The 24,591-nt window shown below is 41.8% G+C and carries 13 protein-coding genes; all 13 read right to left on the bottom strand.

The features are described 5' to 3' along the window. Nucleotides 1-3 precede the first annotated feature (3 nt). Entirely contained in the window at nucleotides 4-795 is a 792-nt protein-coding gene (locus NE848_RS03890) for an SDR family oxidoreductase (protein WP_252110898.1), read from the bottom strand. A 2-nt stretch (nucleotides 796-797) separates the two neighbouring features. Then, entirely contained in the window at nucleotides 798-1,625 is an 828-nt protein-coding gene (locus NE848_RS03885; protein ID WP_252110897.1) for an amidohydrolase family protein, read from the bottom strand. 12 nt (nucleotides 1,626-1,637) lie between these two features. Beyond that, a complete protein-coding gene (locus NE848_RS03880) occupies nucleotides 1,638-2,648 on the bottom strand; it encodes a zinc-binding alcohol dehydrogenase family protein (RefSeq protein ID WP_252110959.1) in 1,011 nt (336 codons plus the stop codon). Between the two features lie 10 nt (nucleotides 2,649-2,658). Then, nucleotides 2,659-5,103, bottom strand: a complete 2,445-nt coding sequence (gene galB, locus NE848_RS03875; RefSeq protein WP_252110896.1) for a beta-galactosidase GalB — start codon at nucleotides 5,101-5,103, stop codon at nucleotides 2,659-2,661. A 2-nt stretch (nucleotides 5,104-5,105) separates the two neighbouring features. Continuing rightward, nucleotides 5,106-8,660: a malectin domain-containing carbohydrate-binding protein gene (locus NE848_RS03870; RefSeq protein ID WP_252110895.1), complete on the bottom strand. Its 3,555-nt coding sequence runs from the start codon at nucleotides 8,658-8,660 to the stop codon at nucleotides 5,106-5,108. Nucleotides 8,661-8,693: 33 nt separating this feature from the next. Then, entirely contained in the window at nucleotides 8,694-10,637 is a 1,944-nt protein-coding gene (locus NE848_RS03865) for an exo-alpha-sialidase (RefSeq protein ID WP_252110894.1), read from the bottom strand. A gap of 21 nt (nucleotides 10,638-10,658) precedes the next feature. Next, nucleotides 10,659-13,403, bottom strand: coding sequence for a glycoside hydrolase family 78 protein (locus NE848_RS03860; RefSeq protein WP_252110893.1), 2,745 nt, complete (start codon nucleotides 13,401-13,403; stop codon nucleotides 10,659-10,661). Nucleotides 13,404-13,415: 12 nt separating this feature from the next. After that, nucleotides 13,416-14,990, bottom strand: coding sequence for an MGH1-like glycoside hydrolase domain-containing protein (locus tag NE848_RS03855; RefSeq protein WP_252110892.1), 1,575 nt, complete (start codon nucleotides 14,988-14,990; stop codon nucleotides 13,416-13,418). A gap of 6 nt (nucleotides 14,991-14,996) precedes the next feature. Then, on the bottom strand, nucleotides 14,997-17,453 hold the full coding sequence (locus NE848_RS03850) for a glycoside hydrolase family 95 protein (RefSeq protein WP_252110891.1): 2,457 nt from the start codon (nucleotides 17,451-17,453) through the stop codon (nucleotides 14,997-14,999). Next, nucleotides 17,446-18,903, bottom strand: coding sequence for an alpha/beta hydrolase (locus tag NE848_RS03845; protein ID WP_252110890.1), 1,458 nt, complete (start codon nucleotides 18,901-18,903; stop codon nucleotides 17,446-17,448). The genes NE848_RS03850 and NE848_RS03845 overlap by 8 nt, the downstream gene beginning before the upstream one ends. Then, a complete protein-coding gene (locus NE848_RS03840) occupies nucleotides 18,903-21,692 on the bottom strand; it encodes a glycoside hydrolase family 78 protein (RefSeq protein WP_252110889.1) in 2,790 nt (929 codons plus the stop codon). Before NE848_RS03840 ends, NE848_RS03845 begins: the two co-directional genes overlap by 1 nt. A 4-nt stretch (nucleotides 21,693-21,696) precedes the next feature. Further along, a complete protein-coding gene (locus NE848_RS03835; protein ID WP_252110888.1) occupies nucleotides 21,697-23,511 on the bottom strand; it encodes an exo-alpha-sialidase in 1,815 nt (604 codons plus the stop codon). Nucleotides 23,512-23,596: 85 nt separating this feature from the next. After that, a complete protein-coding gene (locus NE848_RS03830; RefSeq protein ID WP_252110887.1) occupies nucleotides 23,597-24,589 on the bottom strand; it encodes a glycoside hydrolase family 43 protein in 993 nt (330 codons plus the stop codon). Nucleotides 24,590-24,591: the final 2 nt, after the last annotated feature.

Genomic DNA, 24,591 nt, shown 5'->3' with positions numbered 1-24,591 from the left:
TGATTAATTATTTAATAATGCACGGTCTAGATGTACATAACCTCCATCCACAAATATATACTGACCGGTGGTGTGACTTGATCTTTCAGATATTAAAAACAAAGCCATGTCAGCAATTTCTTTTGGGGTGGTCATTCTGTTTTCTAACGGAATCTTATCCTCTATCGTTTTTTTCTTTTCAGCACCATCCTCAAGGGTATCCAGCCAGTTCTGATAAGCTGGTGTCATACTTTCAGCAATTATAAGGGCATTACACCTTATCTTATCTTTTATAAGATCTACTGCCCATTCCCGGGTCAATCCCAGTACCCCTCCTTTTGAAGCCGCATAACCTGAAGTTCCACCCTGACCTGTGAGCGCCACCTTGGATCCTATATTCAGAATATTAGCTCCCGGATTTTTCAAGAGGGGTAAAGCATATTTTACAGTTGCAAAATAACTGATAAGGTTTAAATGCAGGGAATATAAAAAGTCATCCATTGAAGAACCCAGGCCAGCCCCATCGTTCACCCCTACATTATTAATGATAACATCTATTGAAGAAAATTCTTCTGAGATCTTACCTATCGATTTTTTTATTTCTTCAGGTTTTGAAAGATCGGTTTGAAAGAATCTAGCTTTTGGCGTTTTCTCCTGAAGTCGTTTTTCATAATCGAAGCCTCTGGGATTACGGTCCATAATCAGTGGAATGGCTCCTTCTGCTGCCAGTGCGAAGACCATGGTTTGACCAATACTGCCTTCAATTCCCGCTCCTCCGGTGATGAGAATCACCTTGTCTTTCAGTTTTAAATCCATAATTAGAGATTATAAAATTCCATTGCATTCTGCCCCCAGAACGCCTTTTGTTCTGATGGGCTGAAACCCGAAACTGCTTTTTCAGCAATTTCTTTGACCTGGTAGTATTCTCCAGCAACCAGGCATACCGGCCAGTCTGATCCAAACATCAGTTTTTTTGGACCAAAATATTCTATCACCGCTTCAATATGGGGTTTTAGCAGTTCATAGGTCCAGGTTCTATAATCGGCTTCTGTGATCATCCCTGAAAGTTTGCAATAGACATTCTCATACTTAGCTATTTCTTTCATCATCACTTTCCAGCCTTCACTAAAACCATCTTTTATATAAGGCTTTGCAATATGATCTATTACAAATTTCTGATTGGGAAATCTCTTCACGAACTCCAGCACCGCGCCTAACTGATGTGGAAATACCAGAATTTCATAAACAAAACCATACTTTTCAAGTCTGGATATCCCATTTAGAAAATCAGGTCGCAGCAAAAAATTATGATCCGGTTCTCCCTGAACTATATGGCGAAAGCCTTTTATTTTCTCAATTTCTGAATAATAACCGAGCTTTTGATTAATTTCTTGAGATCTGAAATCCACCCAGCCGATTATTCCCTTTATGAATTCGTTCTTTCCAGCGAGACCGAGAAGAAATTCATTTTCGGCTTCTGTTTGATCGGCCTGAACCGCAATACAGGCATCGACCTCATTCTTATCCAGGACCGGCTTTAGATCTTCAGGAAGGAAGTCTTTTCGAATTCTTTTCATATCGTCATCAATCCAGGCGTGACGATTTTGATCATAGATCCAGAAATGCTGATGCGTATCTATTACCATACTTCTAATCCCTTAGTCAAAATTTACCATGGCCTTGATCACTCCGGTTTGCGGATTCAGCCACGAATCGAAATTGCTGATCATTTCAGAGAAATGAACTTCATGGGTTATAAAAGAGTCAGTTGGAAAATATTTTAAATGATCTATCACGAACTGAAAATCTTCCATGGTAGCATTGCGGCTACACATAAGACTGGTCTCTTTTGCATGGATCTTTGGATGAAGGTAAGTTAGCTCCCCATTTGAAAGTCCCACAAGAACAAATCTTCCTCCATGTGACATATACTCCACACCGTTTTCAAGAGCCTTTTTATTCCCAGTGGCATCAAAAACAGCGGTCGCCATATCACCCCGGGTTACTTCAGCTATCCTTTCAACAGGGTCCTGCAATACATTAAAAGCATGCTCCACCCCAATTTCATTTACAGCATATTCAAGCCTGTCATTATTCATATCCAGCGCAATGACTTCTGCTCCTGCTATCTGGGCAAGCTTCATTAAACCAATGCCTATAGGTCCGCAGCCTATCACCACGACGGTCTCTCCTTTCTGAAGCTGAGCACGTCTAATCGCATGTGCGCCAATCGCAAGAGGTTCTACTATGGCCATTTCATTAAAAGTGAGATCATTTGCCGGAATCAATAAATCGTTGCGCACGCTTATCACTTCCTGCATTCCACCATCAGCATGTACTCCCAAGACCTGGATATTAGCACAACAATTGGTTTTTCCATTTCTGCAGGCAACACATTTTCCGCAGCTCACATAAGGCATGATAATTATATTATCACCCTTCTTTAAACCCTGTTCATTTTCTCCAATTTCAAGAATTTCGGCGGCCAGTTCATGTCCAAGGATCCTGGGATACTGGAAAAATGCCTGATTTCCCGCATAGGCATGCAAATCGGTTCCACAGATTCCTACCCTGTGTACTTTAAGCAAAGCTTCACCTTCTTTAGCCACTGGAGCTTCCTTTTCCTGTAATTTGAAATTATTTGGCTCTTCACATACTATATATTTCATCATCTTGCTTTTATTTATTAATTGGAATGCTAATACTTTCAGATTGCAGTCCTTCTGAAGTAGCAGTAAGTTCTACTACCTCATTTTTAGAATTGGATTGAATAATCACCAGGCATTTACCATTGAATGCCTTTCGCTGTTCTGCTTTAAATGACTCAAGGCTAGCCTGGTAGCCGTTATCCACTCCTACAATCTTTCCTCCTCCTGAAACCTGAAATTTCACCAGGTTATCTGCCCGTGGTGCAAGGATGCCCTCTTCATCAAGAATATTCACCGTAACGAAGATCATATCATTCCCATCTGCTTTAAGCTCTGTTTTATTCGGTTCTAATTCTAATTTGGCGGGCTCTCCGGCAGTTTTAATTGTTCTTTCCAGAACCTTTTTCCCATCCTTTCTTGAAACTGCCCGCAAAGTTCCGGGCTCATATTCCACCCTCCATAATACGTGCAGATCGTCTCCTTCCTTGGACCTGGTTCCCAGAGATTCTCCATTAAGGAAAAGTTCCACTTCATCGGCATTATTATAGTAGGCCCATACATCAACAGTCTTACCTTCCTCCCAGTTCCAATGGGGAAAAACATGTAGCACATCCTTATCTGTCCACTCGCTCTGGTACATGTAATAAACATCCTTTGGAAATCCGGCCAGATCTATGATTCCAAAATATGAACTCCTTGCGGGATATGGATATGGAATTGGTTCACCCAGGTAATCAAAACCTGTCCAAACGAACATCCCCGCCATAAAGTCAAGTTTCTTCACCGTCTTCCAGGTTGCCTCATGAGTGGAACCCCAATAAGCCGAAACCTGGTCGTAAGCTGAAACGGTATAATCGTCATTCCCGTCAAATTCCGCATTATGTGCCGGTGGCCAGTTTCTGCGCTCATCTGAAGGCATATCATAATGTCCCCGCGTCATCAAACCCGATACACTTTCTGAAGAAAGGAATTTTTGATCTGGAAAGCGATTAGGTAGATCTTCATAGGCTTCGTGCTTATAATTAAAGCCAAGAAGGTCTAGTGCACCCGACTGCCAGATGTAATTTTTCTCCGGGATATTTTCCGTAAGTGCGATTGTTACCGGGCGAGTGGTATCAATAGATTTCACAATATCAACCAGTTCTCTGGTCAATTCCACCCCTGTACTATCAAATTGTTCCCGGATTTCATTCCCAATACTCCACATCATTATGGAAGGATGATTCCGGTCACGATATAACATTGCTTTTAAATCCTTTTCATGCCAATCGTCCCAGCTGGTTTGATAGTCTTCATCTACCTTTCCCTTTTTCCAGACATCAAAGGCTTCATCCTGAACTATAAAACCCATCCTATCTGTTAACTCCAGCATTTCAGGAGATGGAGGATTATGCGCCATTCGAATGGCATTCGTGCCCATTTCCTTCAGGAGCTTCAGTTTTCTTGCCAGAGCATGAATATTTATTGCAGCTCCAAGTGCTCCATTATCATGATGCAAACAAACTCCATGAATCTTTGTATGTTCTCCATTAAGAAAAAATCCTTTTTCAGCATCAAAATGGAATTCTCTTATTCCAAGCGGGATTTCAGAATTATCCATTAAAGTATCTCCGTTAAACACCGAAGTTCTCACCTTATACAAATAAGGATTTTCAGTATCCCACAGATTTGGATTCGATATTGTGAAATTCTGATTGACTACTACAGAATCACCGGCTGAAACCTGGATTTCCTCTTCCTGAAAAGCAACCTGATTATTGTTTTTATCGAAAATCCTGCTTTCTGTTCGTATATTTTTTACATCATCTACACTGTTCTTGATTCTGACTTTTAGATCCACCTTTGCACTATCCTTACTTACAAAGGGAGTTGTAACAAAACTTCCCCAATGATCTATATAAATTTTCTCTTTTGCGATGAGATATACATTCCGGTAGATACCCGAGCCTGTATACCATCGCGAATTGGGCTGAGCAGAGTTATCAACTTTTACTGCAATAATATTGGATTCTCCGAATTTAAGATGTGGTGTAAGATCATACTGAAAAGAAATATATCCGAAAGGCCGTTTTCCCAGATATTCTCCGTTTATCCAAACCTCACTATTGCGATAAACACCATCAAAGGAAATAAAGACTTTCCGGTCCTTCCAATCTTCAGGGATCTCAAACGATTTACGGTACCACCCAATTCCCGCCGGCAAAGCACCACCTTCGGGTTCTGTTGCATGTTTTTCACTGAATTCACCTTCAATACTCCAGTCATGCGGCACATTCAAAACTCTCCAATCAGAAATATCAAATGAATCACTTTTGGCTTCTGGATGTTGTCCCAACTTAAAATTCCAGTCATTATTAAAGTTTCGGACAATTCTACCCTGCCCCAATTGTTCCTTTTCCTCTTCGCAGGAAATTATACCTGAAATAAAAATGCAGATAAGAAATAACCTAATGCTGTTTTGTTGATATATCTTCATGTTTATTGAAATTCAAAGGATTCTAACCTTAAACCTTTCAGATCTTCGCCTGAGATCCTGATCTTGTACTTCCCGGCATTGATATAACCTCCGGTGGTGGTATTCAGTATTTTCCATTTTTCATTACGAACGGGAAAGGTTATAATATCATTTCTTACCACTGTCCCATTCACTGCTATTATTTCAAGCTTGACATCGAGGGGTTCATCATTCATATTCATGTACCTGAATCTTAAAAGATGAATACCAGCCAGACCGGGATTTACCTCCCATTCGATACTGGCCGGGCTTTTACTCCCAAAATCCACATAACCATCATCCTTAAAGTTCCCTGTTTTCTCAGCTGTATAAAGGGCCTCTTCCGCTTCAAATTTGATGCTCGGACGGGATTCTTCACCTTCTCCCATCTGATAAATCGGCACCACTGCTATGGAGAAGTCCTGTTTCGCATTGCTATTTCCAAATCTGAAAGTTTTATTCTTCTGAATGGTATCCAGATATACATAATATTCTTGATTTTCAGAGTTCATTGCCTTGCCAGCTACCTTTTTGAAATCTTGCATCCATTCCGGTTTGTTCAGGGAATCTGTACCGGTAAGAACATACACCGAGGAATTTTCCCTTAAACTAAAAGAACCTGAAGTCTTGTGATCTTTAGAAAAGCTAAGCCATTCTGCTCCGAAAACCTGGTAAGGCAACTCTGTCCATTCTTCTTTGGAATTCAGATATTGTTTCTGTCCCAGATCAAGCCAGGATCTCTTCTGAACATCCCCTGCAGACAAAAGATCCTGTATATTTCCCGGGGACGGCCTTGCCGCAGTTTGCTGCTTTCCTTTTATTGCAATTGCCGAGATCACACCTTGGCCTGAAGTGATCTTCGGAAAGAAAATCTTGATCATCCCATCCTTTGCCTGTACCTTAAAAGTCTTTTTAATAGCGGTATCATGACCGGCTTCTTTCCATATATCGAAATCCCTGAGTACAGTCTTTTCATTAATGGCGATATCAAAATTCCTCCAGTTGATGCAATCAAGACCACCGCCGGTACCATACCAGGGCTCTATAAAATAAAGTTCTACTTCATACTCTCCATCTTTTACAGGGAACTCGTATTTAAGTTTATCCATACCAAACCGGAATGTCTGGAACAGATCCCAGTTTTCGGTATTCTGAATTGGGTCCCAGGTCCTTCGCTGGCTTGCATAAAATGCGGGCAGGTTCTCGAATTCATCTGTCCAGGAAAGTGAACCCCAGGTATCTTCAGAAGTTTTCTGCACATCGGCCAGCCATACATTTCCGAAGCTATCGATGTATTGCGGACCTCCGGCATTGACCCTGTATATATAATTCTCATTTGGTTCAGGTCTCAGCACTTCTTTTTCTGAAGATTTTAATTCCTGAAAACCAGGAGATTCCGGCAGGTTATTTAAAAGCACTACATCGGTCGCTACTTCTTTACCATCAACGAAGCCTTTTGCCTTCAATACATTATAACCGATCTTTACATCCTTCCATTGAAAGTGGTTGCCAATACCCGGATTGTTCTTTCTTCCGAGACTGGATCCATCAAGATCATTGAAAAGTTCCACCTCATCACAATTTGAATATACCACGATGCTGTCTTTTACTCCCGGGTCCATCCAACGGTTAGGCCAGGAATGAGAAACTATGTAAACCATGGGATCTGTCTTTTTGGAAGCATAATTGCCGCGATACATATAATAGGCATCCAAAGGCTCACCCCATGCAGTAAAGAGTCCCTTATAATTAACTGGTCCTATCCTGTCAATATCCCTGTATGCTTCACCATTCTGAATACGCCCGGGATTCTCATGCGAACTGAACAGCCAGTGGTACTGACCAACCACACTATCCTTCACCTTTTCAGCCTCACGTACTTTGATCTCCATCAATTGAGAAAACCGGTTCTCACTATATTTTCCATCCTGATCAAAAGGCCCTTCGGTATGCATATCTGTAGTTCTCCATGCTCCATATTCCCCATTCAACAGATCTTGTTTTAACTCATTCCCGTAATTATAAGGATCGCCCCCATAGGTTCCTGACCAGTTCTGGATCACATTCCAATCGGTTCCTTCGCCACCATTACAAGTAGTGACCAGTCGCTGTCCTGAAGAAGTGGGATCCATTTCGCGGATTATTTCGGTGCATTCCCTTGCAAAAGCTTTGGGAATTGTGCTTTCATTCTGAAGTCCCCACATGATAATGGAAGGACTGTTCCTCCTTTCCTTGATCCAGTCTCGTAGTAATTTTTTAAAATTCTCTTTGAACTCTGGCGTGTCATACCAGATATGTGCCGAAAACTGGCTCCAGAACATTATTCCCTTTTCATCCCAATGATGCTGATATCGCAAATTATGGGGCTGGTGAGATTCGCGAAAAGCATTAAAACCTCCGGCGAGCATTTGCTCCACCCTTGCACCAACCATCTCTTCTGTGAACGAATGGCTTTTTCCCATCATATGTTCATATTCACAGGTCCCATTGATAAAGTATGGCTTCCCGTTTAGAAAAAACCGCTGATCCCCATCCTGACGGTTATGCGGATAGCTGATCCACCGGATTCCATAGGGAGTTTCAATCTTGTCTATTATCTTCTCATCTTTCTTAATGATAGTGACGAGATTATACAGGTAAGGATCTTCAGGTGACCATAGATTCGGATTCTCTATCAAGGGCAATTCCTGTTTTAAAACTTCCGGATTTCCCTTTTGAAGATTAAGGCTATTTAATGTTTCTGCCACCGAAATTCCGTTTTTATCATAAAGCTGATTGACAACTTCAATTTCCTCTGCAGAATTTCCGTAATTTTTTATTTCTGTTTCCACATAGAGCTGAGCTCTTTCTGCGGAAATATCCTGGTCATTCCAGATATGCACCCCAAAAGGCTCAATTTTGATATTATTGGTAAGAATTAGAGATACCGGTCTGAAAATCCCCATAGGCTGTGAACCTTCAGAAAAACCCCATTCCCCCGAACAGCCTCCGCATACCCACGGAAGATCTGCAATAAACGGCGGATGAGCTGCCTTCACAATGATTGTATTTTGACCTTCAAAATCAACCGCTTCCGTAATATCCAGGGTAAAACTGGTTCTTCCTCCTTTATGACCGCCAACTTTTTTACCATTTACCCAAACTGTTGCATAAGAACCAACTCCCTCAAAGAATAGAAAATGTCTCTTTCCCTTGTTATTTGAATCTAATTCAAGTTCTTTTCTGTACCAGGCAGTTCCGTGAAGATTACCATGTTTCATTCTCCGATAACCATAATACTGATCCCAGTTATGTGGTACTTCTACCGTTTCCCAGGAGGTATCATCAAAATTTGAATTTTCGATATTGGTCGTATCGGTAAGTAAATCGGAATCTTCCCTGATGGTTTTCCAATCTTCGTTTAATGCAATAAGCTGCCTTGGAACATCAGCTGTTTCCTGCTGATTTTCACCATTTGTGGCAGCCCTTTGACCTTCCCCTGTTTTACAAGAAGAAACCAGAACTGAAATAAAAAATACTATGAATAGTCTTTTTCTCATATAATCAATAAAATTCAGTGGATACAGATAATACTATTCCTGTTCTTTTTCTTGAAAAATTTCCTTTAAATACTTTACGTTAGCTCCATAATTGGCTTTTACATCGTGAACCATTGAGGTGTCCCTGGAGCGTTCCACGATTAACCAGCCTTTCCAATACATGTTATCCAAAGTTTCTTTGATCCTAGGAAGGTCGATATCTTCATTGTTTTCTAGCCAAACCCCATCGGTGGTTGAAGCATGAATCTGCGCAATATTATCCCTACCCAGTGTTCTTAATTCCTTGGAAATATCCCAGCCATTTTCAACAGCTTTTGAAAAATTAAAAGATATTTTAATGTTCTTATTACCAATTTCTTCAAGTAACTCTTTCTCCTCGGAAGCACTTAAAGAAGTTTCAATGGCTATCACTCCATCAATATCATTAACCTGTTCCCCTGCCCAGCGAAGCCTCTCCACAATGGCAGGTCGCAATTCCGGATATTTCTTGAGGTCATTGGTAACGCCAAGTGGCAAATAGGCTACAGGCACGTTCATATTTTTCATTGTTTCGATACAATCGCCCACCATTTGTTTTACAGTAGGTCGCTCGGCAAAGGATTGCGCATAAAAACCTGACATCGCGATCGAAGAAATTTCCACCCCGGTAGAATCAGATTTACTTAAAAATTTTGCACGCTCTTCAGAATCATCCAGCTTGCTCTCAAAAGTATCACGATCGCCCAGGCTTCCCATATCGAGTTCTATCCCATCTGCATTAATCTCTTCGGCAAGTTCAAAAGCACTGAGTTTCTGCCTTTTTAGGATCATCCAGTCGCATACCCCAATTTTATAGCGTTCCTGGACAGGACCGGGCCATTCTCCATTTTTAATGGGAAAAGTAACCAGTTTTTCAGGATCGATTTTAACATATTTTATACGTTGTCTCCTCCATGTATATACGGCATGAAGCATCCCGTCAGACCCCTGTATGATTGCAGGATAAGAATACTGACTAATTTTGGAATCCTCCAAAACCAGGGCTGCCTCCCAGTTAATACCGTCTTCTGAGATCGCCAAGTTGAGCGGAGAGCGTTTATCTTTATAATTATCGCCGGCAGGAAGTACATGGTTGTAAATAAGTGCATGCTTGCCATTTTCCATTGTTACTGCATCTGTTCCCGAGTTATTATTAGGAATTGAAAGTAAATCGACTCCTGACCAGGTTTCACCATTATCCTCAGACCAGGTTGTGAAAAGTGCACGGTTTTTTGTACGGCCTATCGCTTGTAGTTTACCGTCTTCATGAACCAGAATACTTGGCTGTATTGCTTGAATATCTTTTTCTCCACTTGGAATAGTGTCTGTAGTATTCCAGGTTTTACCGAAGTCTGGAGTGGATTCCATTCGTAAATTCCAGCCGTTGCCTTCCACACTCGATGGAAGGATGAGTTTTCCGTTGTTCAGAAGGACCGGTTTGTTTTTGATAGGACCCAAATAGCCTTCCGGAAGTTCCTCGGCTTCAGACCAGGTTTCCCCACCATCAGATGAGCGCTTTAACATTCCCCACCATGTTGAAGGATGCGGGCCCACTTTATAGAATAACAATAATTCTCCATCGGGCACCTGATAAAGCACCGGATTCCAGCTGGGATAGCGCAAAGTATCGTTAATCACCCCATTGGCGACTTCGACACCTTCTGTCCAGCCGTCATCAGTACGCTTGCTAACCCAAATCCCCACATCAGGATTACGCTCATGCGTTCCACCAAACCAGGATGCAATCAAGTCTCCCGAAGTAGTTTCCTCAATGGTCGCAGCATGAGCCGAAGGATAAGGTGCCGTTTTATAAATGTATTCTTCAGTAACAATGCCTTCTTTCCAGGTTTTGTCCTCAAGGGAAATTTCCTTACTCCTAGCCTGATTTTCTTTATTGTTTTGGCAGGATGCCATAAGGATCAAAAAAAGCAGACTACCTAATTTTTGGTATGTTTTCATATCTTTTCTACAGAAATTCTTTTAGTTTGTTTTAATTGTATAATCACCCGATAACAGTTCAAAAACCAGCTGACCATCTTCAACCGAAATTTCTTCGGCCAAATCATCAACCGGTTGACCGTTGACTTTTACTTCAGAAGCTTTTGAAACAGGCAGATAGATTTTGGCAGAAGTATTTGGTGGAAGCATCACTTCCCAATTCAGGTTTTTACCTTTTTTCCTCCAATGACTTTTTATTTCCCCATAGCTGGAATCGTAGGCGGCATTCACATAATTCAGTCCGGTATCAAAATGGGGCTGCATCAGGATTTTTTTGAAACCCGGATGCTTAGGATCAGATTTAATTCCCGCCATATCTTCAAAATACCAGATCATTAAATCGCCAAGTAACATTACGTGATTCTGAGAATTCATTTCCGGGTCTGCAGTGTTTCCGTTCCACAATTCCCAGATGGTAGTTGCTCCGTTTTCCACCATATAACCCCAACTGGGATATGTTCGGTTTGATGCCAGTTTAAAGGCGAGATCAGGTCGACCAAAATCCGTTAGGGTTCGCATTAAAAATTGTGTACCCACCACTCCGGTACTGATATGACCGTCTTTGTTGACTTCAATCTCATGGGTCATATTTTCAAAAACCTGTTGCTCATATTCCTTTGGCACCATTCCAAACGCCAATGGAAGTACGTTAGCTGTCACAGTATTATTTGCATAGACCAGTTTGGACTTATCAAGATATTTTTCATTAAAAGCTTTTTTCACCCGAGCAGAAAGATCCTGATAATAAGCTATGTCCTGTTGTTCAGCATCGATGAGTCCGGCAAATTTTTCCATTAAATTCAGTAGATAATAGTAAAAGGCGCTGGCGAGTACTTCTCCATCGGTCAACAGTTCAGGGTCCTGGGCACGGATTATTTCCAGAGATTCTGGCGGCACACACCAATCCCCGTATTTATCCTTGGTCATCAGGTTATCTTTCAGGTAATTATCCTCCATATATTTGACCCATTTTTTCATATAGGGATAATGCTTCCTAATTCCGGAAACATCGCCATACTGCCGGTATAACATATCTGCTACCGTAATATAGGCGCCCTGCCAGGTTACGCCGTCACCATAATAACGCCAAAATGCCGGAGCCACATCTGGAATACCACCGTCTAACGTCTGGGAGTATTTGATATCGTCCAGCCATTTGGAATACAGCGTCTGGTTGTCAAACAAAAAACTTTCCCCATAGGCTCCGGTCGTTCGGTCACCCAACCATGGTTGGCGTTCGTTACGCTGTGGGCAATCTATGGGCATGCCTTTATAGTTACCGCGTATTCCCCAAAAAGCGTTTTCAAAAATTTGATTCATTGTTTCATTAGACGATTCAAAAGAACCTACCGTTTCCATATCGTCATACACGACCTTACCAATAAAATCCTCGACTTTAGGTTCATATTGCAGGCCCGTAATTTTTACAAAACGGAAGCCGTGGTATACAAATTTAGGTTCCCAGACTTCGGTGCCGCTTCCGTTCAGAATATACCGATCGGTCACCCTTGCATCCCGAAGGTTGGCCGTATATAAGGAACCATCCTCTTTCAAAGATTCGGCAAATTTCATTTTAATTGTATCGCCACGTTTACCATTAACTTTAATCTGCAACCAGCCTACCATGTTCTGGCCCATATCCAAGATATAGCCATCATCTTTCGTAGCTATGGTAACAGGCATCACCGTATCCTTGACTTTCATATTAGGAGTCATCTGTCCCTCATAAAAACCTCCCGGCTCCTGAACCCACATCAAATTCATCCAGTCTGAATCGTCAAAACCAACCCTGTTCCATCCAGAGATTTCCATACGTGCGTCGTAAGTTTCCCCATCATATTCATTATTGGCTCGAATAGGACCGTTCGCAGTAAACTTCCAGCTTTCATCAGTTTTGATGGTTTCAGAAGTGCCATCTTCATATTTTACAACCAGTTGCAAAGCCATTTTCGGAAATCCAAAACTCTTAATTTTATAGGGTTTGTATTCCTGCCGCATCGCAAAATAGCGTCCATTTCCAAGAATAGTACCTATAACATTTTTCCCTTCAGAAAGTTCTTCGGTAACATCAAAAACATTGTACTTTACGTTTTTGGTATAATCTGTTGGAACTGGTGCCAAAACCTGATCGCCAATCTGGTTCCCATTGATGTATAGTTCATATAGCCCCATTCCCAACAGGTAAATCTTGGCTTCTTTTACCGGTTTTTCCAGATCAATATTTTTCCTGACATAGCGGGCAGACAACCTTGAAAACTGGCTTACGCTTTCACCGGGAAAAAGTTGATTGTAACCAATCCATCGGGTGGATTTCCATTCAGCATAAGTAAGGATCCCCATGGTCCAGTACGCCGTTTCACTCCATTCGGTTTCGCCTTTATTAGTCCAGACCTTTACCTTCCAGAAAGCTTTATCCTTACTGTCGAGCTCCTTCCCTTTATACTTAATATTAATTGACTGATCGCTGGTTACCTTTCCTGTATCCCATAAATCTGCATTATTATTATTCAGTTTTTCCAGACTGGAAGCAACCATAATGTGATAAGCCTCCTGCATCACCCGGGATTTTTCGGTTTTGATTTTCCAACCTAAACGTGGCTGTACCACGTCTATACCTAACGGGTTTTCGAGCATTTCACATTCCAGCTCCTGTAATTTTATCCCACTTTGTGCGAAAACCAGTCCTGAACTGAAAACGGCCATTATTACTATTAAAATCCTTTTCATGCTCTCTCTTATTTACTCAGCAATTATTCTTTCCAGCTTTTCAGATGAAGCGACCTCTTCACCATTTCTAAAGATTCTCAAACCTTTACCTTTATTATACTTTTCACCAGTTTTATCCCAGATAATGGTGAGGATATCCCCATGATATAACACATTGTCCAGGCAGAAATATTCCCACTGATCTTGCGGGATAAGAGGATTAACTTCTATTTTTTCATCGGCTCTAGGTCTTAGACCAACAAGCCCAGTGATCACAAGGTCATTAAAAGTTGAGTGATTATAATAGCGGCTTCTTTCCCTGTCACCCATCAGCCAGTAACCGGTAGACTCGTCCAGATACTCACCAATGTATGGCCTGCCGCGGTAATACTGAGATTCAACGTACAAATCCATAAGCTGATAATAGTCTTTTTTCTGAACAATCTCCTGATCGTAATTATTCATGAAATTGGCCAGTGCAGTCATCGTTTGCGAAGTAGCAAACGGCCAGACGGCTCCATCCCATTCACATGTACCAGTGCCGTGGGTTCGAAAACGCGGACTCCTTCTTTCCGCGGTAGTTAAACCAAAAGGTGCCAGAAATCCTTCTTCATTCTTCACCTGTTTCCAGGCTTCATTATATTTCGCATTTTCATCGGGGAGATTAAAATACCATGGGATATAACCAATGGCTTCGCGAACATTTGCGCAGGTATCATTTTCAGTAAAAGTTTCAAAGAACTGGTCTTTAGGATTCCATAACTTTTCCTCCACCAGTTTTTTCAGGGTATCGGCTTTTGCATCAAATTTAGCCGCAAGTTCTCGATCTCCTTTCATACGTGCCATTTCCGCAAGGGCTTTGGCATTTCCATACATATAACTGTTTATGGTAGGGCGTGCATTCTTTACGTGACGGCCACCACTAAGCGATTCTTCCATCCCGTCTTTTACGTCATATTGCCAGAAAAGTCCGTCGTCTCTTCTTCGATCGCCTTCCCAGGCCTCATACTCTTCCACGAGATCTGGAAACATATCCAGCAAATATTCCTCGTTCTTATCTACCAGGTATTTATCATATAAACTGGAGGCCGTCCAGCTACTAAAGGATCTCAGTTTCTCCATGTTTTCCCCCTCATTCCCGCGGAACCAGACATGAACATTCTGGTTGATATAATCTTTATTATGAAGCCAGCGGAATTCATGAATGTGATGGCTTAAAGCACAACTTATCAGATTATATTTATCTGCATAAGATCTTTCTACCAGAAACTCGGTGATCGCATAACCTTCAGGGGTTTCCTTAATATGCTTTCTGGCGGTCCACCAACGGTAATAATACATTTCCTCAAAAGTTTTCTGAGAAGTTTCAAATAAAGGAATATTCTTCTTCATCCAGTTCCAGGAACTGTCATTTGGAATGGCCTGGACGATGTTCTCGTCTTCCATATTGTTGAACTTGTCAACATATTCCTTAAAATTTTCAGCTTTAAGAATAAAGGATTTTGAAGCCTCGGAATTTTCCTGATCGCTATTATCCTGAGAATCACAGGAAATATTGATCGTGCAGATGGCAATTAGTATATATATTTTCAGATAATTCAGATTCATAAAAATTTACTTTGAATAAAATGTATAGGTTTTACCTTTTTCGGTTTTAATATCGTATTCGTAATATTTTGGAAGTTCTGGCCGGGTTGTTTTCGACTTATCTTTTACAATAGGGTCCTGGATAGGATAGATCTTGAAAAAGGGATTAGGATTCTCTCCCCTGGCTATGTCTAAATTTTTCAGGTCCAGTTTTGAGGCAGTACGTAGCCGAAGATTTCCTCCGAGATTTGATTTAATGGTCACCTCCTGAATTTCATTGTTTTTCCATTCCAGGTTTTCAATAGTGAATCCACCTCTCGCCCTAATGCCTTTTATGGACCCATGCTCCCAGGCATCTGGCAATGCAGGTAAAAGATGAATGGCTCCTTCATGGCTTTGCATGAGCATTTCGGCAATTCCAGCCGTAACTCCAAAATTCCCGTCGATCTGGAACGGCGGGTGAGCATCAAGCATATTCGGGTAACTTCCTCCTCCATCGCTGCCTACCAGACTTAACTGATCCTGCAGCAATTTATAGGCGCGATCCCCCTCCAGTAATCTGGCCCATAGATTCACTTTCCAGCCCATAGACCATCCCGTTGATTTATCCCCGCGATGCTCCAGAACTACTTTTGTTGATTCGAATAATTCAGGATTCCTGAAAGGTGAAATCTGGTTACTCGGGAATAAACCATATAAATGAGAAATATGGCGGTGATCGTCATCTGGATCGTCCCAGTCTTTTAACCATTCCTGAAGCTGGCCATAACGGCCAATCTGCATTGGCGCGAGTTTTTCTTTAGCTGAATTCAGTTTCTGAACAAAATCCTCGTCAGTATCCAGAATTTCTGCAGCTTCCGCAGTATGCGTAAACAGGTCGAACATCAATTGCTGATCCATCGTGGCACCGGCTGTGATCGATGCATTGCCTTCACCACCGCCATGAGAGTTTTCTGGAGAATTGGAGGGGACCACAACCATATAACCAAACTCCGGATGCGGGATCATAAAATCCAGAAAGAATTCAGCCGATCCCTTCATAATTGGATAGATCTCACTTAAATATTCCTTATCGCCCGAATAATTGTAGCGCTCCCACAAATCCTGCATCAACCAGGCTCCACCACTGGGCCACATGCCTGAGTGCGCATTGTCTATGGGACCTGTAATGCGCCAGATATCTGTATTGTGATGAAGCACCCAACCATCGGCATCATACATTATCCTGGCCGCTTCCCTACCGGTTTCACTCACTTCCTTTGCAAGCTGAATAAAGGGTTCATGCATCTCCGGTAAATTGGTAAGCTCTGCCGGCCAGTAATTCATTTCGGCATTAATATTCATGGTATACTTACTCTCCCATGGCGGGAAAAGCATATCGTTCCAGATTCCCTGCAGATTGGCAGGCTGACCGCCAGGCTGCGAACTCGAAATAAGAAGATACCTTCCAAATTGAAAATATAACTCGACTAATTGCGGATCGTCCTGTTCAGAAAAGTTCTTGATTCGCAGGTTTGTAGGCTGATCAATCGCCTCGGTTTTACCCAAATCCATGGAAACCCGATTAAAAAATTTCTGATAATAATCGGAATGATCTTTTTTGATCGTTTCAAAATCTCTTTTTCGAGCAGCGTTTAATAAGCTAATAGTTTTCCTACGAACATCTTCTGAAAGATCTTTATAACTTTTAAAATTCGTAGCAATGGAAATGTAGATCGTTGCAGAATCAGCGTTTTTGATGGAAATGCTTCCGTTTTCAGAAATGGCAGAACCACCGTTGGTTGTAACCGCTACCCGTCCTTCAAAATCGACACCTCCACGTAAACCTTCGTGGTTGCTGGAAGTACCGTCGAGCATAATTACATCCTCTCTGCTAACCGGATCGGTCTTATCATACGGACTATTCATTAAAATGTTGGCGGTGATCATTCCTGGTTTATCTGCGGAAAGTTTAACAGCCACTACATCATCCTTAAAAGCGGAAATAATTTGTCTATGGTATGTCACTCCGTCGACTTTATAGGAAACCGAAGCCACGGCATTCTGAATATCGAGATCGCGGTAATAATCGGTGTAATCCTGGTGCCCTGGAAATGAAATATAAACATTCCCAAAAGTCTGGTATGGCATCCCGTTATTGGTCTGAGATCTGATATCACTGGTCGCCAGGTCCTGTGCTTCTTTGTATTTCCCCTCAAAGATGAGCTCTCTAACCTTTGGAAGGGCCTTAAGTGCTTTTTCATGAGCTATGCTGTTTGGTGAACCGGCCCAGATAGTTTCTTCGTTTAGCTGCAACCTTTCTACAGCAGGATTTCCAAAGACCATAACTCCCAGCCTTCCGTTTCCTAATGGCAATGCTTCATTCCAGTTTTCGGCCGGGGCATCATACCATAATTTCATATAGTTTTCCTGCTGGGCATATCCCGAAAGGACCGTAAAGAGGAACAATGCTAATAAACCTATATTTTTAAAATATTTATTCATCCGAATGTTTTTCATAGCTTTCACCGAACAGTGCATATAATTCTTCAATATCTTTAATTGCATCTTCAGGAAGTTTTTTTCCTTCCTTACCAAAAACCTTCAGCTCATCAAAGGATTCGATCGTTACATCTTCTGAAATTTTCCCTTTAGAGTTGCTTATATTATCAAGATTCAGTTCCAGGTGTTCAGCCATAAAGGAATACATGGCTAAGCGCTTGGATTCCTTATAATCGTGGCCTTCTTCCGGAAGGTGTACATTTTTCACTTCTTCTTTTGCATCATAAAAGGAATACACTCTTTCGATGAACGGAAATTCCAGTTCCGGCACATGTTGTGTCCAGTCCCGACCATCAGAAATGATCATCTGTGGCCTGGGTGCGGCCATAGCAGAAATTTCAGCATTATTGGTTCCGTTTCCACATAAATGCACCGGCTGACCACTTTCACAGGGACAGCCTCCAGAAAAATAAGAGGAAACCATCACCACGGGCACCGAAACCTTTATCTTGTCATCGATTGCAGTGAGAAAAAGGCTGTGAGAGCCACCACCAGAACCACCTGTGATTCCAACCCTGGAAGGATCGGCTAGCGGTAATTTCAAGAGGTAATCCAGTAATCTCTTTCCGTTAAGTACCTGTATGGTTTGTGCAATACTGCTGCGATGATATTCGTAAGGGAACTGTAGGGCAGATTCTCCCCAGCCAAAAAGATCATAGCTCACCACGATCGCTCCCATTTTTGCCAGGTTTGCACATCTTTTCTGTTCACTTTCCCGGTACCGCCCATCCCCAAAATGACCATTCGGAGATAATATTACCGCGCTTTTTCCCTTTTTTTGTTTTATGGGTTTGTAAACTGAACCAGTTGCATACACACCAGGCAAAATCTCTAATGCGATATTTTCAACCCTGTAATCCTTATATTTTCTCTTATTGGTAATAATTACTTCAGGTTGCTCAACTTTAGGAGCCTTATCCAGTTTCAAAGCTTCTATCATACAGGATTTCAGGAGCTCCTTTCTTTGTTCCCATTCTGTTTTACCGGAATAAAGTTGAGTGAGGTGATCTAACCTTTCCCTCCCAATGTCAGGAGTACGACGCGGATAGTCAAATTTTCGGATGCTGTAGACCGAATCTGATTCTTTGCGGTACATCAGATCAAAAGGCGACAGCAGCGCAGTAAGTGAAACCTCAAGATTGCCCTGCCTTATTCGCCAGTCGGCATAATCAAGTTCTTTACCCTCCAGAAGCTTATAGTCATCCTTTATTTCAATATCATAGATCTCCTCTATTCTTTCAATGCTTTTCTTAACCGACTGCCTGTAATTGGTATCTGAATTCTGCGCAAAAGCAATAGACGTCATCTGAAAAAAAAGGCAGAGAAAAAGGAGGATCTCAACATGAAAAACCTTAAAACCAAAACCTTTAATATTTCCTGTTCTCTCTGCCATTATAATTTTACTTTAACCGAATATTTTCCCGATCCAAGTTTAAAACTGGTGTTTTCGGTAGTATTATAATCTGTAAAATCCTCATTGTTTATTCTTATTTCAGAAAAATCACTTACTGGTAATTTAACTGTAGCGCTGGTGTTCGCCGGGATTTCGAAGTAAAAACTGAGTTCTTCCTCATTCCTTTGCCATTCGGAAACAATCTTACCGTATAAGGATTCATAAGAAGCTTTTACAAAATCCATATCTCCCACCATTTCGGGTTGAAGGAAAAAATGTTTGAAGCCTGGATCAGCTTCATCGGTAACGATACCACCCAGACTCTTATAGAACCATTCTTCAATCTGTCCCATCATAAAATGATTCAGGGAATTTCCATTTCGAGGGTCCCACTGCTCGGTAAGCGTAGTTAGCCCGAATTTTATCTGGAATCCGTAACCGGGTGTGTCGTAATGATTCTGCATCTTAAACATTACCTCGTTCTGGTCATTTTGTGCCAGAGTCTGATACAGGTATCTGTTCCCCACATCACCGGTGGTAAGCCTGAAGCCATTCTTTTTGATAGTATCCAGCAGACTTTTCATCACAATTTCCTTCTCTTCAGGCCTCACAATTCCCATGAAGATCGGCACGGCATTACTAAACTGGCTTCCAGTGCCGTACTGGCCTTTCTCAGGATGATAAAATTTCGTGTTAAATGCGTCTCTTATATTTTCAGTCAGACGCTCATATTTTTGAACATCTCCAGTTTTGTTTAACATCCTTGCAGCTTTAGCAAGCAGCTTTGATCCATAAAAATAATGGCTCGTGGCCGAGAGTGCTATGGGGCTGTTCTTGGAATAACCCGCTGCATGTTCACCGTAATCGTACCAGTCGCCAAGCCCGTGAGATACGATATGATCATCAGCCGTTGACGAAAGATAGTCCACATACCGATTCATTACCGGGTAATACTTCTCTATCAGCGAAGCGTCCCCGTAGTACTCATAATACATCCAGGGCAGAACGACTCCGGCGAGGCCCCACTCGGGAGAATCGGTAAAATCACCGCCAAAGACGATATATTCGGGAGCGATATTGGGTATCATCCCATTCTCTCGCTGGGCATCGGCAATATCCTGCATTACCTTCGGAATAAAGCCTTCCAGATGATAGTTATATAAAAGGCCTGGACCATTCAAATGTGTTTCTTCCAGCCAGCCTAGTTTCTCTCGGTGAGGACAATCTGTGAAAACGCCGTGAAAATTGCTTTTTATTGCAGAATTTATCAATTGGTGTGCCTGGTTGAAGATCTCGTTTGAACTTTCAAAAGTTCCTGCTTCCCCGGCTGAATTATGAATGAATAAGGATTTCAGATCAAGGATCACGGGCCTAGTCTCAGATCCTTCTTCTTTATAACCGGCACCTTCTATCTGCACATACTGGAAACCATAATAACTGAAATATGGCCGCCACTCCTCTATTCCATCGCCTTTAAAAGTATATTCATAATAGTAGGGTTTTCCCGAACCTCCCTGGGCGATAGTACCATCTTCCTGGAGTTTTTCCCCAACCCAGATCCTTATCTTATCTCCTCTTTGACCTCTTGCCTTGATCTTCGGAAAACCGGAAAGATTCTGACCCATATTGAACACATAGGTAGTATCATCTATCTTATTCACTTCCTGAACCTCGTAGTTCCTGGAAACTTTAATATCTGGTGCCGTTTGTGGTCTTAGCTGACCTTTTGGAGGATCCTGAATCACCACCTCTTTCCAGGAAGATTCATTGAAACCTGGCTTATCCCATCCCGGCTGTTCCATCCGCGCATCATAATCCTCCCCACCAAACAAGGTATTGAAGGTTATGGGGCTTTTAGAATATTTCCAGCTTTCATCTGAGGTGATCGTTTCATTTGAACCATCCTCGTAGGTAAGTCTTAACTGAAGGAAAAGCGTGGGGGGACCAAAGCTTACAAAGAACTTCGAATACCTGCCCCCGATGACATTATACATTCCATTCCCCAAAATCACCCCGATGGCATTTTCGCCATTCTGTAATTCTGAAGTTACATCATAAATATTATAGTAAAGCGTTTTATCATAATCTGTCCACAGCGGAGCGAATTCACTGTTACCGATATTTTCCCCATTAATACTAAGCTTATAATGACCCAATCCGGAGACATATACTTTGGCAGACTTTATCTGCTTTTCGGTTTCAAACTCATTGCGTAACATGATACTACGGTACGCCAGCGTATCCACGGCCGCGACAATAGAGTCTCTTTTGGCCTTTTTAAAGGTTGGGGTGTGCATCTTTCGGCCTTCAGGTAAATTACTTTCTTCCCTGCTTATCGCACCTATCCATTTAGCTTCCAGGTCTCCAACTTCGGGAGCCGTAAAAAAATGAGCTGTTTTACTTTGGGAAGAAGCACCTGAAGAATTCCATACCTCTACCTTCCAGTAATAATCTTTTCCGTGAGCCAGCCCCGGCCCTTCATATTCAAGGTGCTGACTTTTATCTGTCTGAACCTTTCCGCTGTCCCAGATAAGATCCTGATTAAAATTATCGTTTTCTGAAACAAGAATCCTGTAAGCCTTTTGTTTCACATTGAAACCTGAAGACTGTAATTGCCAGCCAAAACGGATATCTTCCGGATCAATTCCCAAGGGATCTGCCATCATATTAACCTCTGGGTTTTCGAGGCTGAAATCGGTTTCTACCGGAGCATTCTTTTCTTCTTCCACATAAGGTTTACATGAAAAAAAGCAAAGAAAAACGAGTATACAGGCAATTCTTGTTTGCATTTATTTAAAAGGTATTCGTTTTTAATCCCTTAATATAAAAAGCAGCTTCAGGGATCTGTTTTCCAGGATCTTCCAGATCCTCGTGATTTGCAGCAGGGCTTTCAGGCGTAGGAAAATACCGCTGCTCACCTGTTCTGAACATAATCCTTTCAAATTCGTGTACAGGTGCATAGAAAATCAGGCGGCTTTCTTTGTCATCATTGATATTAACTATATAGGATCTCTCATCTGGTATTAAGCGCACATTTATCTTATATTCCTTACCTGCTTCGTAATCCGCCAGTTTCCTATATCTATACCCGGCTTTAGCTTTTAATTCACCATTCTCATCAAATATTAACCTTACCGCAGGTGAACCTTTTGCATTCTGAAATTCTACCTGAAGCATACCGTGCTCATTTTGCCCCGGCTTGACAGTAAAGGTCGTCTCCAGATTTTTGGTTGCAGGAATAATTCTTTCAACCCTGGCATAATCATAAGGATCCTCATCCTTTAAAGCCAGCCATTTGTCTCCCTCTAAATTCTCGATTTGTACAGGTGCCTGTACAAGATCATAAATATTCCAATTCTTCAATTCTTCACCGTCAGGCAAATCATCAAATTTTTCATCTGCATGAGAATCTGCCGTTGGAGTAATAGGCACAGGAATTGAAGCCACCCAAATATCTTCTTTATTTACGCTGTAGGTAACCCACATTTTACCATCGGGCGGAGTTCCATTTTCGTCAAGGATACCACGAACATATTGCGGTCCATAGGATTTGTAGTTCCCCCCGTAACGCATCGTAGATATCTCCCCATGGATTAGCAAAAGGTCATCATATACAAGCCCGTCATCACTGGTGGACACGGCCAGGGGCCATCTGAATTCCGACGGATTATAGGCAGTAGCATATCGCCCGTCAGAGGTTCTTTGTCCCCAGATTTTCGCATTTTTGTTCACAAAGCCCGGAGCCCGAAGGGGATGATACTCCCAGGTTTTTCCTCCATCCAGACTCATTGAGGTTAAGGCGTGTTTCCACCATCCCACCACTCTATCGTCAGGCAGATGATAATAACTAAAAGCCTTGAACTGTTCCTGCAAGGGGATAAGTGGGTCGTCTCGGTCCTGTTCTTCAACCCATTGCTGCATCATCAAAGGTTTGGATAATAGCTCCTTACAAGCCTGTACAAATTCTTCGTCCTCACTTTCTTTGTAAAAAGGATATTCAGATAAGGATTGATCCCAGCTCTTATTATAGCGAATAAAAAAGATGGGGCCGAAACTTCCGTTAGGATAAATTTCCCTTACCACACGTCCTATTCCTTTACCGTCATTAGGAGAATCATGTTCGTCCATGGCAATACCGTAATATCCCAGAACCAGAAGTTTATCTCCTGAAGACACATAGAAGCCCATACGCTGATGCATTACCGAACTTAGGTCCTCGGCAATTTTCTCCTGTCCGTTCTTTTTGTAGCCATCGGGAATTGGATATACAGGAAAGATCACTCTTGGTTCTCCCCACTCTTTTCCATCTTCTGAAGTTATGAGATATGACTGTCCCGGTGGAATGTGTTCCCCCACAGGATTGCTTAAATACTGTACAAAAAACTCGTCGTTCCAATAAACCATATTAGGAGCGTGGTTGTAAGTCCAACCATAATAATCGGCTGTTTGAGGATGTTCCCTACTCGCCCTCATAATTTGTCTTGCATGTACACCAACTGCGGGTCTTAACTGCCCGTGGTGATAATCAATATTAGACAAAGTAGTACCCTCATAACGGGCAGTATCAACTTCCTGCGCTCTTGCAGAAAGAGTTATCAAGCAGATCAAAAGTATAAATATTAAACCATGACCTGATCTGTTTAAATTCTGAGAATTTATTTGCATTACAACTAATTAGTAAGAATTAATAAACTTAATGTTTAAGATCTTCACTTTTAGCTAATAGGCCGTCAAGAATTTGCTTAGGGATTTTAGTAATAGTACCATGTTTATGGCCTTCCGGAAGTTCTATCTTCTCATCTATATTCTTAAAATCTACAAAATCATCTGTTTCTACGGCGCTAAAAGTTTTCTTACCATAATTATCGTAATAAATGATATACTTTCCATCCTGTTGTATCACGGTAGGCCCTTCGGTAAGGAAACCGGTGAATGGTTGAGAGAAGTCATAATACGGCCCCAAAGGATCTGCTGCAAAGCCCACAAGAAGATTCCTGTTTGGCCGGGTATTGTCTTTCATAACCAGCACATAATCATCTTTTCCCCTGCGTACGATCACACAATCTATCATACTGAAACCTGAGTTCATCAGAAGTTTGGTTGGTGTAAATTCCTGAAAATCCTTCGTAGTCGTAAAATACATGCGATGATTATTCTTTTCCTCTTCCTGCCCTTTTTCATAGCGGTAAGGTATGGTGGAGGCCCATAATATGATAAACCGGTCACGGTCTTTATCGTAAAACAATTCGGGAGCCCAGACATTCACCACATCAGGTTCGTGAGCCATCGCAGGAATAAATCTCTGTTCGCTCCAGTTGATAAAATCCTTTGTACTGGCATATCCAAAGCCATTACCACCGCGCCAGTCCGTAGTCCACACCATATGGTAAGTACCATCAGGACCTTCTTCTACTGAAGGGTCCCTCATGATCCCACTCTCTCCAACTCCAGGTGCAAGATAAGGACCACCTAGGTTTTCCCAGTGATAGCCATCTCTACTATAGGCAAGGTAAAGTCCTTCATCAGCAGGTTCTCTAAAACTGGTAAAAAGGTAGACTGAATCCTTCTCCTTTTTATTTTGCTCTATTTCCTGTTCTTTATTTTCATCCGAATTCACCTGCTCCTTCTTTTCATTTTTACATGCAAAGAGACTTATTAGGCTTAAAAGGAGTATCGCTCTTTTCATGG

The sequence above is a fragment of the Gramella jeungdoensis genome (assembly GCF_023805255.1).
Taxonomy (GTDB): Bacteria; Bacteroidota; Bacteroidia; order Flavobacteriales; family Flavobacteriaceae; genus Christiangramia; species Christiangramia jeungdoensis.
Note: the sequence above shows the minus strand (reverse complement) of the source record. Positions and strands in the feature narration are given on the sequence as shown.